Below are 13220 nucleotides of genomic sequence, written 5' to 3'. Positions count from 1 at the left end.
GATGCACCCACCTGCCAACGATCGAACCACCACCCGCAAGGGTCAAACCAACGAGGAGTCTCCGAATGAAATTGTCAACCACCCTGCTGCTGAGCACCCTGACTCTGGCAACCAGCGCGGTCTTTGCCGCCAACGAACCCATCATCGGCCTGATCACCAAGACCGACACCAACCCCTTCTTCGTCAAGATGAAGGAAGGCGCACAGGCCGAGGCCAAAAAAGCGGGCGCCAAGCTGATGAGCGCCGCCGGCAAAAAAGACGGCGATACCGCCAGCCAGATCACCGCGCTTGAAAACATGGCCGCTGCCGGTGCCAAAACCATCCTGATCACCTCCACCGGCGATGCCATCATCCCGACGGTAAAAAAAGTACAGGCCAAAGGCGTGCAAGTGATTGCGCTGGACAGCCCGTTTGAAGGCGCGGATGCCCTGTTTGCCACCGACAACTACAAGGCCGGGGTGCTGATTGGCCAATACGCCAAGGCCGCCCTGGGCAACAAGCCCGCCAAGATTGCCATGCTCGACCTGTTCCCCGGTCACCCGGTGGGCGCGCAACGCCACAACGGTTTCATGGCCGGCTTCGGCCTGAAAGCCTTTGACGCCAAGTCCAACGAGCTCTCCAGCACCCCCGAGACCGTCTGCGCTGGCGACACCGATGGCAACCAGGCCAAAGGCCAGACCGCCATGGAAAACTGCCTGCAAAAGAACCCTGACATCAATGTGGTCTACACCATCAATGAGCCAGCCGCTGCCGGTGCCTACAACGCGCTGAAGAAAGCCGGCAAGGAAAAAGGCGTGATCATCGTGTCGGTGGACGGTGGTTGCCAAGGCATCAAGGACACGGCGGCCGGCATCATCACTGCCACCTCGCAGCAATACCCGCTGAAGATGGCTTCAATGGGCGTCGCTGCAGGTATCGAATATGCGAAATCTGGCAAGAAAGCCTCGGGCTATATTGATACTGGCGTCACGCTGATCGCGTCCAAGGCCGTCGCCGGTGTGGACAGCATGGACACCAAGGTCGGCATGGACCTGTGCTGGGGCACCAAGTAAACGGACCCAAAACTGCCCGGTCAACGTCTCTGACAACCGGGCCATGAATTTACTTTAAATCGGAGTCCATGATGACCACAACGCAGAAGCGTAATATTCCCTGGGGGGTCCTGGGCCCCTGGATCGCCCTGGGCGTGACCTGCCTGTTTTTTGCCACCCAGTCAGACCGTTTCCTGAGCGGCGGCAACCTGTCCCTGGTGCTGCAGCAAGTGATGGTGGTGGGTGTGCTGGCGATTGGCCAGTCGCTGATTATTTTGACCGCGGGCATTGACCTGTCGTGCGGCATGGTGATGGCCCTCGGTGGCGTCGTCATGACCAAGTTTGCGGTCAATTACGGCATTGATCCCTATGCAGCCATCCTCTGCGGACTGGCGGTCACCACCGGCTTTGGCCTGATCAACGGCCTGTTGGTGACACGCATCAAGCTGCCGCCGTTCATCGTGACGTTGGGCACGCTGAACATTGCCTTTGCCATCACCCAGATTTACTCGGAGTCGCAAACCATCACCAATCTGCCCAATGCCATGACCGCGCTGGGGGAGACTTTCAACTTGGGCAACACCGAGGTCAGCCTGGGCACGGTGACCATGCTGCTGCTGTACGCACTGGCCTGGTTTGTGCTGCGCGACACCGCGCCCGGCCGCCATTTGTATGCGGTGGGCAACAACCCCGAAGCGGCGCGCCTGACCGGCATCAACGTCGACCGTGTGCTGCTGTTTGTTTACGCACTGGCCGGTCTTTTTTACGGCATCGCCGCCCTACTCTCGGTCTCACGCACGGGTGTCGGCGACCCCAATGCCGGGCAGACTGAAAACCTCGATGCCATCACTGCCGTGGTGCTGGGTGGCACCAGCCTGTTTGGCGGCCGCGGCATTATTTTGGGATCGCTGGTGGGCGCCGTGATTGTGGGCGTGTTCCGCAACGGCCTGACCCTGATGGGCGTGGCCTCGGTTTACCAGACATTGATTACCGGCATTCTGGTGATTCTGGCAGTCGCTGCCGACCAGATGTCTCGCAAGGGAGCACGTTGATGAACACCTCAACCGATCAAAACCTCATCATGCAGGCCAAAGGCATCGTCAAGCGCTATGGCCAGGTCACGGCACTGGACGGCACCGACTTCGAGCTGCGAGCCGGTGAAATCATGGCCATCATTGGCGACAACGGGGCCGGCAAGTCGTCCCTGATCAAGGCACTGTCCGGGGCCACCGTACCCGATGAAGGCGAACTGCTGCTGGACGGCAAGCCGGTGCGCTTCAAGTCGCCCATCGACGCCCGCCGCGCCGGCATTGAAACCGTGTACCAGGATCTGGCCGTGGCCCCGGCCATGAGCATTGCCGAAAACCTGTTCCTGGGCCGTGAACTGCTCAAGCCCGGCTTTATTGGCCAACTGCTGCGCCTGCTGGACAAAAAGGAAATGCTGGCGCAGGCGATTGCCCGCATGCAGGAACTCAAGGTCGGCATTCGCTCCATGACCCAGGCGGTGGAAACCCTGTCGGGCGGCCAGCGCCAGTGCGTGGCCGTGGCCCGCGCCGCCGCCTTTGCCCAGCATGTGGTGATCATGGACGAGCCCACCGCGGCCCTCGGTGTGAAGGAGGGCAACATGGTGCTGGAGCTGATCCGCCGGGTGCGCGACAAGGGCTTGCCCGTCATCCTGATCAGCCACAACATGCCCCATGTATTCGAAGTGGCCGACCGCATCCACATCCAGCGTCTCGGCAAACGGGCCGCCGTGGTCAACCCCAGGACCATCAGCATGAGCGATACCGTGGCGGTAATGACCGGCGCCAAGACGGTGGACGAACTCCCCGCCGACGCCCATGCTTAAAGGAATCAACCCCCTGCTCACGCCCGAGCTGCTCAAGATCATGATGGAAATGGGTCACGACGACGCACTCGTGCTGAGCGATGCCAACTTCACCGCCCAGAGCATTGCCGCCGGCAAACCGGTGATCCGGTTGCCCGGCGTCCCGATGCTGCAAGCGGTGCAAGCGGTCAGTTCACTGCTGCCGCTGGCGGCAGACGTGGCGTATCCGGTGGCCTTCATGGCGGTGAGTGGCGAAGCTGACAGTTTCCGCTCGGCCTTGCAGCATGAGGTCATCGCGCACCTCACGCCAGTAATGTTGCCCGGTCAAAGTGCAGAGCCGGTCGAGCGCTTTGCGTTTTACGACCGTGCCCGCGCCGCCTATGCCATCGTGGTCACGGGGGAAAAGCAGCCCTTTGGCAACTTTATATTGCGCAAGGGTGTCATCGGCGAAAATCTGCGTCCATGACGCCCTCCCGCCCTGCTCCACCGGTTGCAAGCCCCTCGCTGTTGCGCCCGCGTGGCTCCAACCACGTGGGCATGCGCCAGTTCAATGAACGGGTGGTGCTGCAGGCCATCCGCCTCAACGGCAGCCTGCCCAAAGCCGATCTGGCTCGCCTGACCGGCCTGACAGCACAAACCATCGGGCTGATCACCACGCGGTTGGAAGAAGACGGTCTGGTTCTCAAACAGGACCGGGTGCGCGGGCGCATCGGTCAGCCTTCCGTGCCACTGTCACTCAATCCTGACGGTGCGTTTGCCATTGGCATCAAAATCGGTCGACGCAGCGCCGACTGGTTGCTGGTGGACTTCTGTGGTCAGGTGCGCCAGCGCCAAAGCCTGGACTACGTGTTTCCGGATGCCGGCACCCTGCTACCCGACATCAACCAGCGACTGAACGCCATGCGTGATCAGCTTGGCGACCTGAAAGACCGTCTGGTCGGCGTCGGCGTGGCAGCCCCCTTTCAACTCGGCGGCTGGCATAAGATGCTGGGCCTGTCGGAGGCCCAATCCGAAGCCTGGAACCAGATCGACCTGCGTGTCCAGGTGCAGACCATGACGGACGTGCCCGTCGGCTTTGCCAAAGACACCTCGGCGGCCTGTGTCGCCGAACTGGTGGTGGGGCGCGGACGTGACCTGAAGAATTTTTTGTACCTGTTTGTCGACACCTTCGTCGGCGGTGGCCTGGTCATCAACTCGCATTTGCACGGCGGCGTCCATGGCAATGCAGGCGCCGTGGCTTCCCTGCCCTCCAGTCTGGCGCAAGGCAACACGGCACCGACGCAACTGATTCACCATGCATCGCTCTGGGAACTTGAGCAACGCTTGATGACCAGGGGTCTCGACCCGCATGCCGCTTACGACGAACGTGCGTTGACGGCACCCTTTGCGCCGGAAACCCGCGCCTGGGTCAAACAGGCCGCCAACGCGCTGGCACATGCAGTCGTGAGTGGCACCGCGTTCCTGGACATTGAAGCCGTCGTGATCGATGGATCATTCTGCCGCCCCTTGCTGACGCTGTTGATCGAAGAAACCCGGGAAGCCCTCAAACGCTACAACTGGGAAGGCATTTGGCAAGCCAATGTGATTGCCGGCCATGTTGGCCCGGACGCCCGGGCGCTGGGCGGCGCGCTGATGCCGCTGCATGCCAACTTTGCGCCGGATCAGGAGCTGTTTCTGAAAACGGGCGCCTGAGCTCGAATCAGGCCGTCTTTTTGTGCCCTCTCCAGGCACCATAAAGCACCACCAAACCCGGCACCAGAATCATCGCCCAGATGATCTTGTCCAAGTGCAGCTTGACCCAGGGAATGTTGCCAAAGAAATAGCCCACGGTGATGATGCCACCCACCCAAAGCGCCCCTCCCAGCACATCAAAAAACGTAAACCGGCTGCGTGTCATCTGAGCGACCCCCGCAACAAACGGCGCAAAGGTGCGCAGAAAAGGCATGAAACGCGCCGCCACAATGGTGATGCCGCCATATTTTTCATAAAAGGCGTGCGCCTGGTTAAACGCCTTCTTGTTGAACCAGCGCGAGTCTTCCCAGCCAAACACCTTGGGTCCGAAGTAATTCCCGATGGTGTAGTTGGACTGGTTGCCCAGCACGGCCGCAGCAAACAACAAACCCACTGAGAGTGGGTAGCTCATTAGCCCAACGCCACACATGGCCCCCACCACAAACAGCAGCGAGTCGCCCGGCAAAAAAGGCATCACAACGACGCCGGTCTCGACAAAGATGATCAAGAACAGCAGCGCATACACCCACACGCCGTAGCTTTGCACGAACGCCTCCAAGTGTTTGTCCACGTGGAGGATGAAGTCAAGAAGAAAAGAGATGATTTCCATGGCTTCGATTATCCCCGGCAAGTCTGCCCCTGCCCCAGCCGGCACGCGCAATGCAGCACAGCCCGAATAATGAACAAAGTATTACAAATAGTGAGGCTTGATTGATTCAAATCAAGCAAAGCTCATATCAAAACCAAGGGTTTACCCTAATCATCACTACATTAGGGACTTCTTTGAAGGAGCTGTAAATGGACATATTTCTGCAACTGATTGTGATTCTGGTTTGCCTGTTTTATGGCGCCAGAAAGGGCGGCGTGGCGTTGGGGCTGCTGGGTGGCATCGGCATTGTCATCATGACCTTTGTTTTCGGACTCAAACCTGGCAAGCCACCGGTCGATGTGATGCTGACCATCATCGCCGTGGTAGCGGCATCTGCCACGCTACAGGCTTCGGGCGGCCTGGAGGTGATGCTCAAGGGCGCTGAAAAGGTGCTGCGGCGCAACCCCAGATACATCTCGATCCTGGCCCCGTTCGTGACCTGTTTCCTGACCATTTTGTGCGGCACCGGCCACGTCGTGTACACCATGTTGCCGATCATTTACGACATTGCCATCAAAAACAACATCCGCCCGGAGCGGCCCATGGCAGCATCGTCCATTTCAAGCCAGATGGGTATTCTGGCCAGTCCGGTGTCGGTGGCCGTGGTGTCACTGGTGGCGTTTTTGGCCAAGGCACCGGTGGATGGTCATGTGATCGATTTCATTCAGGTGCTGTCCATCACCATTCCGTCCACCTTGGCCGGCGTGCTGATCATCGGCATCTTTAGTTGGTTCCGCGGCAAAGACCTGGACCAGGATGTTGAATTCCAAAAACGCATTGCCGATCCGGAACAACGTCAGATCGTCTACGGTGACAGCACGACGCTGATGGGAAAAACGCTGAGCAAAGACCAGTGGATTGCCATGTGGATTTTCCTCGGTGCGATTGCCTTGGTGGCCTTTTTGGGAGCCTACCCCAGCCTGCGTCCAGCTTTTGACGGCAAGCCCTTGTCAATGGTGCTCACCATCCAGATGTTCATGTTGCTGGCAGGCGCCCTGATGATCATGTTCACCAAAACCGATCCTTCGACCATTGGCAAGACCGAGGTCTTTCGGGCCGGCATGATCGCCGTGGTGGCGGTGTTTGGTATCGCCTGGATGGCCGACACCGTGTTCGAATCCCACCTGCCCGAGTTGAAAGCTGCGCTCTCTGAACTGGTCCAGACCCAACCCTGGACCTATGCCATCGCCCTGCTGCTGGTATCCAAGCTGGTGAATTCGCAAGCAGCAGCCATCAGCGCCATGGTGCCGGTGGGTCTGGCCATTGGCGTGCCGCCCGGCTACATTGTGGCGTTTGCCGCAGCCTCCTATGGCTATTACATCTTGCCCACCTACCCCAGCGACCTGGCGGCCATCCAGTTTGACCGTTCGGGCACCACCCGCATCGGCAAGTATGTGATCAACCACAGCTTCATCATCCCCGGGCTCATCGGTGTCGCCACCTCGTGCCTGATGGGCTACCTGCTGGCATCGGCGAGCGGCTTGATTTAAGCATTGGAAATGGGCAATCAACACAGTTTGTCCGCCACCCGGACACCTAAAATGTCCGGGTGAACATTGATACAACACCTCTTATAAATAGTCTGCGCCGCCCCATCCGTGAACTGCCCGACACACTGATCAGCCAGATTGCCGCCGGTGAAGTGGTGGAGCGGCCCGCCTCGGTGGTACGCGAACTGGTGGACAACGCGCTCGACGCCGGGGCCAGCCAGGTCACGCTGCGGCTGCTGGCCGGCGGCGTGCGCCTGATCAGCGTCGAAGACGACGGCTCGGGCATTCTGCCCGAAGAACTGCCGATGGCGCTCAAGCGCCACGCCACCAGCAAGATTGGCAGTCTGGCCGACCTGGAATCGGTCGGCACCATGGGCTTTCGCGGCGAGGCGCTGGCCGCCATCAATGCCATTGCCGACTGCGCCCTGCTGTCCCGGGTGAACGGCCAGCCTCACGCCTACCTGCTGGAAGGCCAGACCGGCGAGATCACGCCGGTGGCGCGCAGCACGGGTACCACCGTCGAGGTCAAGGAACTGTTTTTCAGCACCCCCGCCCGGCGCAAGTTCCTGAAAACCGATGCCACCGAGCTGGCACATTGTGTCGAGGCGGTACGCCGCCACGCGCTGGCGCGGCCCGATGTCGGTTTTGCCATCTGGCATGAGGGCAAGCTGGTGGAGCAATGGCGGCGCTGCGGCGAGGTAAACAGCCTGCCCGCGCTGGAGCAGCGGCTGGCTGATGTGCTGGGCAGCGACTTTGTCGAGCGCTCGGTATGGGTCGACTTTTCGACCAGCGTCACACCGGGCCGCCCTGACTACGCCCCGGTGATCAAGGTCTGGGGCCGTGCCGGCATCCCCGACGCCGCGCGAGCGCGTGGCGACCAGCAGTTCTGTTATGTGAACGGCCGTTTCGTGCGCGACAAGGTCATCACCCACGCCGCCCGCAGCGCCTATGAAGACGTGCTGCACGGCCAGCGCCAGCCAGTTTATGCACTGTATATCGAACTGGACCCGACCCGGGTCGATGTCAACGTGCACCCGACCAAGATCGAGGTGCGCTTTCGCGACAGCCGCGAAGTGCATCAGGCGGTGCGCCATGCGGTTGAAAGTGCGCTGGCGGCACCGCGTGGGGGCCATGTGACGCTGGATGCGCCCAACACGGTGGTTCATCCATCTGCACCGACTGCCCAAGTCAGCGATTGGGGCCAGGTGCTACCGACGGAAGCCGGCAGGCCCGTCAGTGCGCCGCCCCATTTTTCATACGCTCAGGCAGCGATGCATTTTGAAACCCCGATGGGTCTCCGGGTGAGCGACATGGGGGCGCCGTGGGCTGCACCACCGCCTCCGGCTGCAGCGCCCCTGCCCGTCGGCGACTGGCCACTGGGAAGGGCTCTGGCGCAGCTCAAGGGGATCTACATCCTGGCTGAAAATGCCCAGGGCCTGGTGATTGTCGACATGCACGCCGCCCATGAACGCATCGTCTACGAGCGGCTCAAGGCGCAATGGTCGCAGACGCAGGGCGCCTCCAGCCTGCCCAGCCAGCCGCTGCTGATTCCGGCCACTTTTGCCGCGACACCGCTCGAAGTTGCCACGGCAGAAGCCAACGCCGCCACGCTGCACCTGCTGGGGCTTGACATCACGCCGTTCTCGGAAAAAACACTGGCGGTGCGGGCGGTGCCGAGCACATTGGCGCAAGGCGATGCGGTGGAACTGGCACGCAGCGTACTGGCCGAACTGAGCCAGCATGAGACCAGCACCGTGGTGCAACGCGCCCACGACGAGTTGCTTGGCACCATGGCCTGCCACGGTGCCGTGCGTGCCAACCGGCAATTGGCGCTGGAAGAGATGGACGCGCTCTTGCGCCAGATGGAAGCCACCGAACGCAGTGACCAGTGCAACCATGGCCGGCCCACCTGGCGACCGGTCAGCCTGCGTGAGCTCGATGCGCTGTTCATGCGCGGACGTTAATAAAAACCAGCATCTGATCTTTGTCTCGCTTGCACAGCAACTCACTATTTTGCTAACTTCTCTCAAACAACTCGTGCACCACCCGGCGCAGCGCAACCGGCTCAACACCGAACTGCGGGGCCTGTGGCTGCTGGCCTGGCCGATTCTGGTGGGACAACTGGCCTACGTGGGCATGGCGGTGGTCGAGGTGGCCATGGCCGGCCATGCCTCAGCGCAAGACCTGGCCGGCGTGTCGCTGGGCGTGTCGATCTGGAACATGCTCATCATCAGCATGATGGGGGTGATGATGGCCATCAACCCGGTGGTGGCTCATCAGGTGGGTTCGGGTGATCTGACACGCGTCCCCCATGTGGTACGGCAGGCCTTATGGAAAGCACTGGCCGTTGGCCTGCTGGCCGCGGCCATGGCAAACCTGGCCGCCCTGCTGTTTGAGCACATGACGCTGGAACCCTATGTGCGTGATCTGGCGCTTGGTTTTGTGCGCATCACCAGCATCGCCATGCCGCTTTTTGCCTGCTATCGGGCGCTTTATGGTTACAGCACCAGCATCAACCAGACCAAGCCGCTGATGGTGATTGCGCTGCTGTCGCTGGGACTCAACATCATCGTCAACAGCCTGCTGGTCTTTGGCCTGCTTGGTTTTCCCCGGCTGGGCGGACTGGGTTGTGCCTGGGCCACGCTGATCTCGGTGGCCTTCAATTTGCTGGCCTTGCTATGGTGGATGCGGCGTTCGCCGGTGTACCGCGCAAGTTGGCCATTTGCACACTTTGAGTCACCGCACTGGCCACAAATCAAAAGTCTGCTCAAGCTTGGACTCCCGATCGGGGTGACCTACTTTGCCGAGGCCAGTGCCTTCAGCCTGATTGCCCTGCTGATTGCCGAATTTGGCAGCACCCAAATGGCGGCACACCAGATTGCCCTCAATTTCACGTCACTGGTCTTCATGGTCCCGCTCAGCCTGGGGCTGGCGTTGCTGACCCGTGTCGGCCAGTCGCTGGGGGCCGGAGACCCGGTGCTGGCACGTTACCAAGCCTGGGTGGGCGTGGCACTGGGTCTGGGTTTTGCGGTGATGTCGGCCACGCTGATGGCACTCTTGAGCCAGCAGATTGCCCGGGCCTACACCAGTGATGCGGCCGTGATTGCGCTCACCGCGCAGCTGCTGATGCTGGCCGCCCTGTTCCAGCTCTCGGATGCCACCCAGGTGGTCACCAGTTGCGCCATTCGCGGCTACAAGGTCACCCGCTCACCCATGGTGATCCACCTGACCGCATTTTGGGTGTTTTCGCTGCCGCTGGGCTACATCCTGGGGCTGGCGCCGGCCTGGGCACCGTGGGCACCGGCACAAGCGATGGCCGCACAGGGCTTCTGGATTGCGCTGGTGCTGGGGCTGACGATTGCCGCACTGGGGCTCACCGCGTTGCTGCGCCATGTGGCGCGCAGCAGACTGACCAGGCATTCATTCGAGCCGGGTCGCGTCGAATGATCAGTGCAAGGTTACGCCCGTCTTGGACTGCAACTCTTCCATGCTCACACCCGGGGCGCGTGCGACCACCTTGAGTCCGTGCGGCGTGACATCCATCACAGCCAGGTCGGTGATGATGCGGTCCACCACACCGACGCCGGTTAGCGGCAAGGTGCAGTTGGGCAAAATTTTCAGGTCAATCGTGCCGTCTTTCTTTTTGGCCACGTGCTCCATCAGCACCACCACACTTTTCACGCCGCCCACCAGGTCCATGGCACCGCCCATGCCCTTGACCATCTTGCCCGGAATCATCCAGTTGGCCAGGTCGCCGGTTTCGCTAACCTGCATGGCACCCAAAATGCTCAGGTTGATCTTGCCGCCGCGAATCATGGCAAAGCTGTCGTGGCTGCCAAAGATGCTGGAGCCCGGGATGGTGGTGACGGTTTGCTTGCCAGCGTTAATCAGATCGGCATCCACTTCATCGTCAGTGGGAAACGGGCCAATGCCCAGCATGCCGTTTTCACTTTGCAGCCAGACCTCGATGTCGGGCGAGACAAAATTGGCGACCAGCGTGGGCAGGCCAATGCCCAGGTTCACATAAAAACCGTCGTGCAATTCCTTGGCCGCCAAAGCGGCCATTTCGTCGTGTGTCCAAGCCATGATCAAACTCCTTCTTTATTGGTTTTTTCGGTAATGGTGCGTTTTTCAATGCGCTTCTCAGGGTTGGCATTGAGCACAATGCGGTTCACGTAAATGCCGGGCAAGTGCACGCTGTCGGGATCGAAAGTGCCGGTTTCCACAATTTCTTCCACTTCCACCACGGTGATCTTGCCGGCCATGGCCACCGCCGGGTTGAAGTTGCGCGCGGTACGACGGAACAACAAATTGCCGCTCTTGTCGGCTTTCCAGGCTTTCACCAGTGACACATCGGGCACCAGGGACTGTTCCAGAATATGCACATGGCCGTCGAAAACCCGGCTCTCCTTGCCCTCGGCCACCAGTGTGCCCACGCCCGTGCGCACGTAAAACGCCGGAATGCCGGCGCCACCAGCGCGCAGTTTTTCGGCCAGCGTGCCCTGGGGCGTGAATTCCAGTTGCAACTCACCGGCCAGGTACTGGCGTTCGAACTCCTTGTTTTCGCCCACATAACTGGAGATCATCTTGCTGATCTGACGCGTTTCCAGCAACTTGCCCAGACCAAAACCATCCACGCCGGCATTGTTTGAGATCACTGTCAGGTCACGGACTCCGGTATCACGCAGGGCGTCAATCAGGGCTTCGGGGATGCCGCACAGACCAAAACCACCCACGGCCAGCAACTGGCCGTCCGTGACAATGTCTTTCAGCGCCAGCGCTGCGGAGGGATATATTTTGTTCACTTTGAAATCTCCAATGAATGTCTGTCCTGAACTATTTAGAAACTGTACGATACTACTTAACAAAATACGTAGTTTTTCTTAACGTACAAACCCTAACAAGCTGCTTTCGAGACCATGGATATCAATTACCGGCTCGCTTTCGAGATGGCCCCTGTGGGGCTTGCCCTGTCGCGCAACCGCATCATGGTGGACTGCAACCGGCACCTGTGCGAGATGTTTGGTGCCGCACCCGATCAACTCATTGGCCAGTCTTTCCAGATACTCTACCCCAGCGCCCTAGAGTTCGAGCGCACCGGCCAGCGCATCGAACCGCTGCTCAACCGCAACGGCACCTATGCAGATGACCGCATCATGAAACGGGTGGAAGGCCGCTTCAAGGGTGAAACCTTCTGGTGCCACGTCACCGGCCACGCCTTCAATCAGGCGGCGCCGCATGAAGCCGGCATCTGGACTTTTAATGACTTGAGTGCCAGGCGCCCGGTCAAGGCCGAACTGACAGCCCGCGAACGTGAAGTGGCGGCCTTGCTGATGGATGGACAGACCAGCAAAGAGATTGGCCGAGCGCTTGCGATCAGCCACCGTACCGTCGAAATTTACCGCGCCCGACTGATGCGAAAATACAAGGCCTCCAATACCGGTGACCTGGTGCACAAGTTGATGTCCGGCTAACCTGATGCTGCACCGGGTCGACCGAAACCAGCAGATCTGGCGGCAGGTGCTAATTTCGTCACAAGCTCCAACCCAAGGAAAAACCATGGTTACCGCAAAAAAATCAAGCGCCGCCAAAACAGGCACATTCACCACAGCAGTCTCGCCCAAGCCAAAAACAGCTGCCAAAAAGGCTCTCTCGGTGTCAACGACAGAAACAAGCGCCGTACCCAAGGCTGCCGTCAAAAAAGCGCCGGTCAAAAAATCGGTCCCGGCCAAAACGAGCGCCACAACAGCTGCCACGCGACCCGCCGTGAGTGCCGAGCAGCGTCACCACTACATCGAAGTGGCCGCTTTTTATGTGGCGCAACGGCGCGGCTTCGCGCCCGGCAACCCTGCCGATGACTGGGCCATGGCCGAGCGCGAGGTGGATCGCCTGATTGCGTCAGGGCATTTTTCCAAATAAGCGCCTCAAGCCTGTCGGCTTGCGACCTCACGAGACCAGGGCGCGTATTCGGTCCGGTAAATCAATCGCTTTTTGCTTTGGAAAGTCCACCCAGATCGTGGTGGCCCCGCCCGCAGCGTAAATCACGCCGGGCTGATCGGTCATTTCCATGGTGGCCCAGGTCTCGAACGTGGTGCGACCCGGGTCGCTGGCATACATCTTGATCAACACATCGCCAGGGTATTCCAGCTGCTTGTAAAAATTGCAGAACGCGTTGACAATCACCGGCCCTTCTCCGATCGGATTGGGCATGCCACCCGTGGCCCGCATCCAGTCGATACGACAGGTCTCCAGATAGCGAAAATAGGTGGTGTTGTTGACATGGCCCATGGCGTCCATGTCGCCCCAGCGGATCGGAATCACCATCTCGAACACCAGCTTTTTTTGTTCTGGAATGTCATATTTCATCGCGATCTCCTTCGTTTGATATTTTTCAACGTTGCATCCTCCGGCCAACGCCAGCTACGCGCGGGGGCGGCAAACACTTCCATCACCAGCAGCGCCGCGCCATGGCGGGTGAACACCGAGCGGCG

General features: G+C 60.1%; 14 protein-coding genes. 10 read left to right on the top strand and 4 right to left on the bottom strand.

What is annotated here, in order from left to right:
* Positions 1 to 65: 65 nt before the first annotated feature.
* The 5 genes from NDI87_RS02195 (at position 66) to NDI87_RS02175 (ending at position 4551) form a co-directional block, all read left to right on the top strand.
* Positions 66 to 1052 carry a sugar ABC transporter substrate-binding protein gene (locus tag NDI87_RS02195; protein ID WP_296273165.1) on the top strand — a complete coding sequence of 329 codons (987 nt, stop codon included), beginning with the start codon at positions 66 to 68 and terminating at the stop codon, positions 1050 to 1052.
* A gap of 71 nt (positions 1053 to 1123) precedes the next feature.
* Complete coding sequence (locus tag NDI87_RS02190) at positions 1124 to 2083, top strand: ABC transporter permease (RefSeq protein ID WP_296273164.1); 960 nt, start codon at positions 1124 to 1126, stop codon at positions 2081 to 2083.
* The gene (locus NDI87_RS02185; protein ID WP_296273163.1) at positions 2083 to 2880 is read left to right on the top strand and encodes an ATP-binding cassette domain-containing protein; all 798 of its coding nucleotides are present in this window, start codon (positions 2083 to 2085) and stop codon (positions 2878 to 2880) included. Before NDI87_RS02190 ends, NDI87_RS02185 begins: the two co-directional genes overlap by 1 nt.
* Positions 2873 to 3325: an RbsD/FucU domain-containing protein gene (locus NDI87_RS02180; RefSeq protein ID WP_296273162.1), complete on the top strand. Its 453-nt coding sequence runs from the start codon at positions 2873 to 2875 to the stop codon at positions 3323 to 3325. Before NDI87_RS02185 ends, NDI87_RS02180 begins: the two co-directional genes overlap by 8 nt.
* A complete protein-coding gene (locus NDI87_RS02175) occupies positions 3322 to 4551 on the top strand; it encodes an ROK family transcriptional regulator (protein WP_296273161.1) in 1230 nt (409 codons plus the stop codon). Before NDI87_RS02180 ends, NDI87_RS02175 begins: the two co-directional genes overlap by 4 nt.
* Before the next feature lie 7 nt (positions 4552 to 4558).
* Here NDI87_RS02175 and NDI87_RS02170 read toward each other — a convergent pair whose 3' ends face one another.
* Positions 4559 to 5200: a VTT domain-containing protein gene (locus NDI87_RS02170; protein WP_296273160.1), complete on the bottom strand. Its 642-nt coding sequence runs from the start codon at positions 5198 to 5200 to the stop codon at positions 4559 to 4561.
* Positions 5201 to 5388: 188 nt separating this feature from the next.
* Here NDI87_RS02170 and NDI87_RS02165 point away from each other — a divergent pair, with 188 nt between their 5' ends.
* From NDI87_RS02165 to NDI87_RS02155, 3 genes are read left to right on the top strand one after another with little or no spacing between them, the layout of a single operon-like run.
* Positions 5389 to 6729 carry an anaerobic C4-dicarboxylate transporter gene (locus tag NDI87_RS02165; RefSeq protein ID WP_296273159.1) on the top strand — a complete coding sequence of 447 codons (1341 nt, stop codon included), beginning with the start codon at positions 5389 to 5391 and terminating at the stop codon, positions 6727 to 6729.
* A gap of 59 nt (positions 6730 to 6788) precedes the next feature.
* Complete coding sequence (gene mutL, locus NDI87_RS02160) at positions 6789 to 8693, top strand: DNA mismatch repair endonuclease MutL (RefSeq protein ID WP_296273158.1); 1905 nt, start codon at positions 6789 to 6791, stop codon at positions 8691 to 8693.
* A gap of 49 nt (positions 8694 to 8742) precedes the next feature.
* Positions 8743 to 10176, top strand: a complete 1434-nt coding sequence (locus NDI87_RS02155; protein WP_296273157.1) for an MATE family efflux transporter — start codon at positions 8743 to 8745, stop codon at positions 10174 to 10176.
* On the opposite strand, the gene NDI87_RS02150 is transcribed toward NDI87_RS02155, so the two are convergent.
* The gene (locus tag NDI87_RS02150) at positions 10177 to 10815 is read right to left on the bottom strand and encodes a 3-oxoacid CoA-transferase subunit B (protein WP_296273156.1); all 639 of its coding nucleotides are present in this window, start codon (positions 10813 to 10815) and stop codon (positions 10177 to 10179) included.
* Positions 10816 to 10817: 2 nt separating this feature from the next.
* Positions 10818 to 11534 carry a CoA transferase subunit A gene (locus tag NDI87_RS02145; RefSeq protein WP_296273155.1) on the bottom strand — a complete coding sequence of 239 codons (717 nt, stop codon included), beginning with the start codon at positions 11532 to 11534 and terminating at the stop codon, positions 10818 to 10820.
* Between the two features lie 114 nt (positions 11535 to 11648).
* Here NDI87_RS02145 and NDI87_RS02140 point away from each other — a divergent pair, with 114 nt between their 5' ends.
* On the top strand, positions 11649 to 12203 hold the full coding sequence (locus NDI87_RS02140) for a helix-turn-helix transcriptional regulator (RefSeq protein WP_296273154.1): 555 nt from the start codon (positions 11649 to 11651) through the stop codon (positions 12201 to 12203).
* A gap of 85 nt (positions 12204 to 12288) precedes the next feature.
* Positions 12289 to 12648: a DUF2934 domain-containing protein gene (locus NDI87_RS02135; protein WP_296273153.1), complete on the top strand. Its 360-nt coding sequence runs from the start codon at positions 12289 to 12291 to the stop codon at positions 12646 to 12648.
* A gap of 27 nt (positions 12649 to 12675) precedes the next feature.
* On the opposite strand, the gene NDI87_RS02130 is transcribed toward NDI87_RS02135, so the two are convergent.
* Positions 12676 to 13095 (bottom strand): acyl-CoA thioesterase, encoded by a 420-nt coding sequence (locus NDI87_RS02130; protein ID WP_296273152.1) that lies wholly within the window; start codon positions 13093 to 13095, stop codon positions 12676 to 12678.
* Positions 13096 to 13220 lie beyond the last annotated feature (125 nt).

Source organism: Rhodoferax sp. (assembly GCF_023701345.1).
GTDB lineage: Bacteria > Pseudomonadota > Gammaproteobacteria > Burkholderiales > Burkholderiaceae_C > Rhodoferax.
Note: the sequence above shows the minus strand (reverse complement) of the source record. Positions and strands in the feature narration are given on the sequence as shown.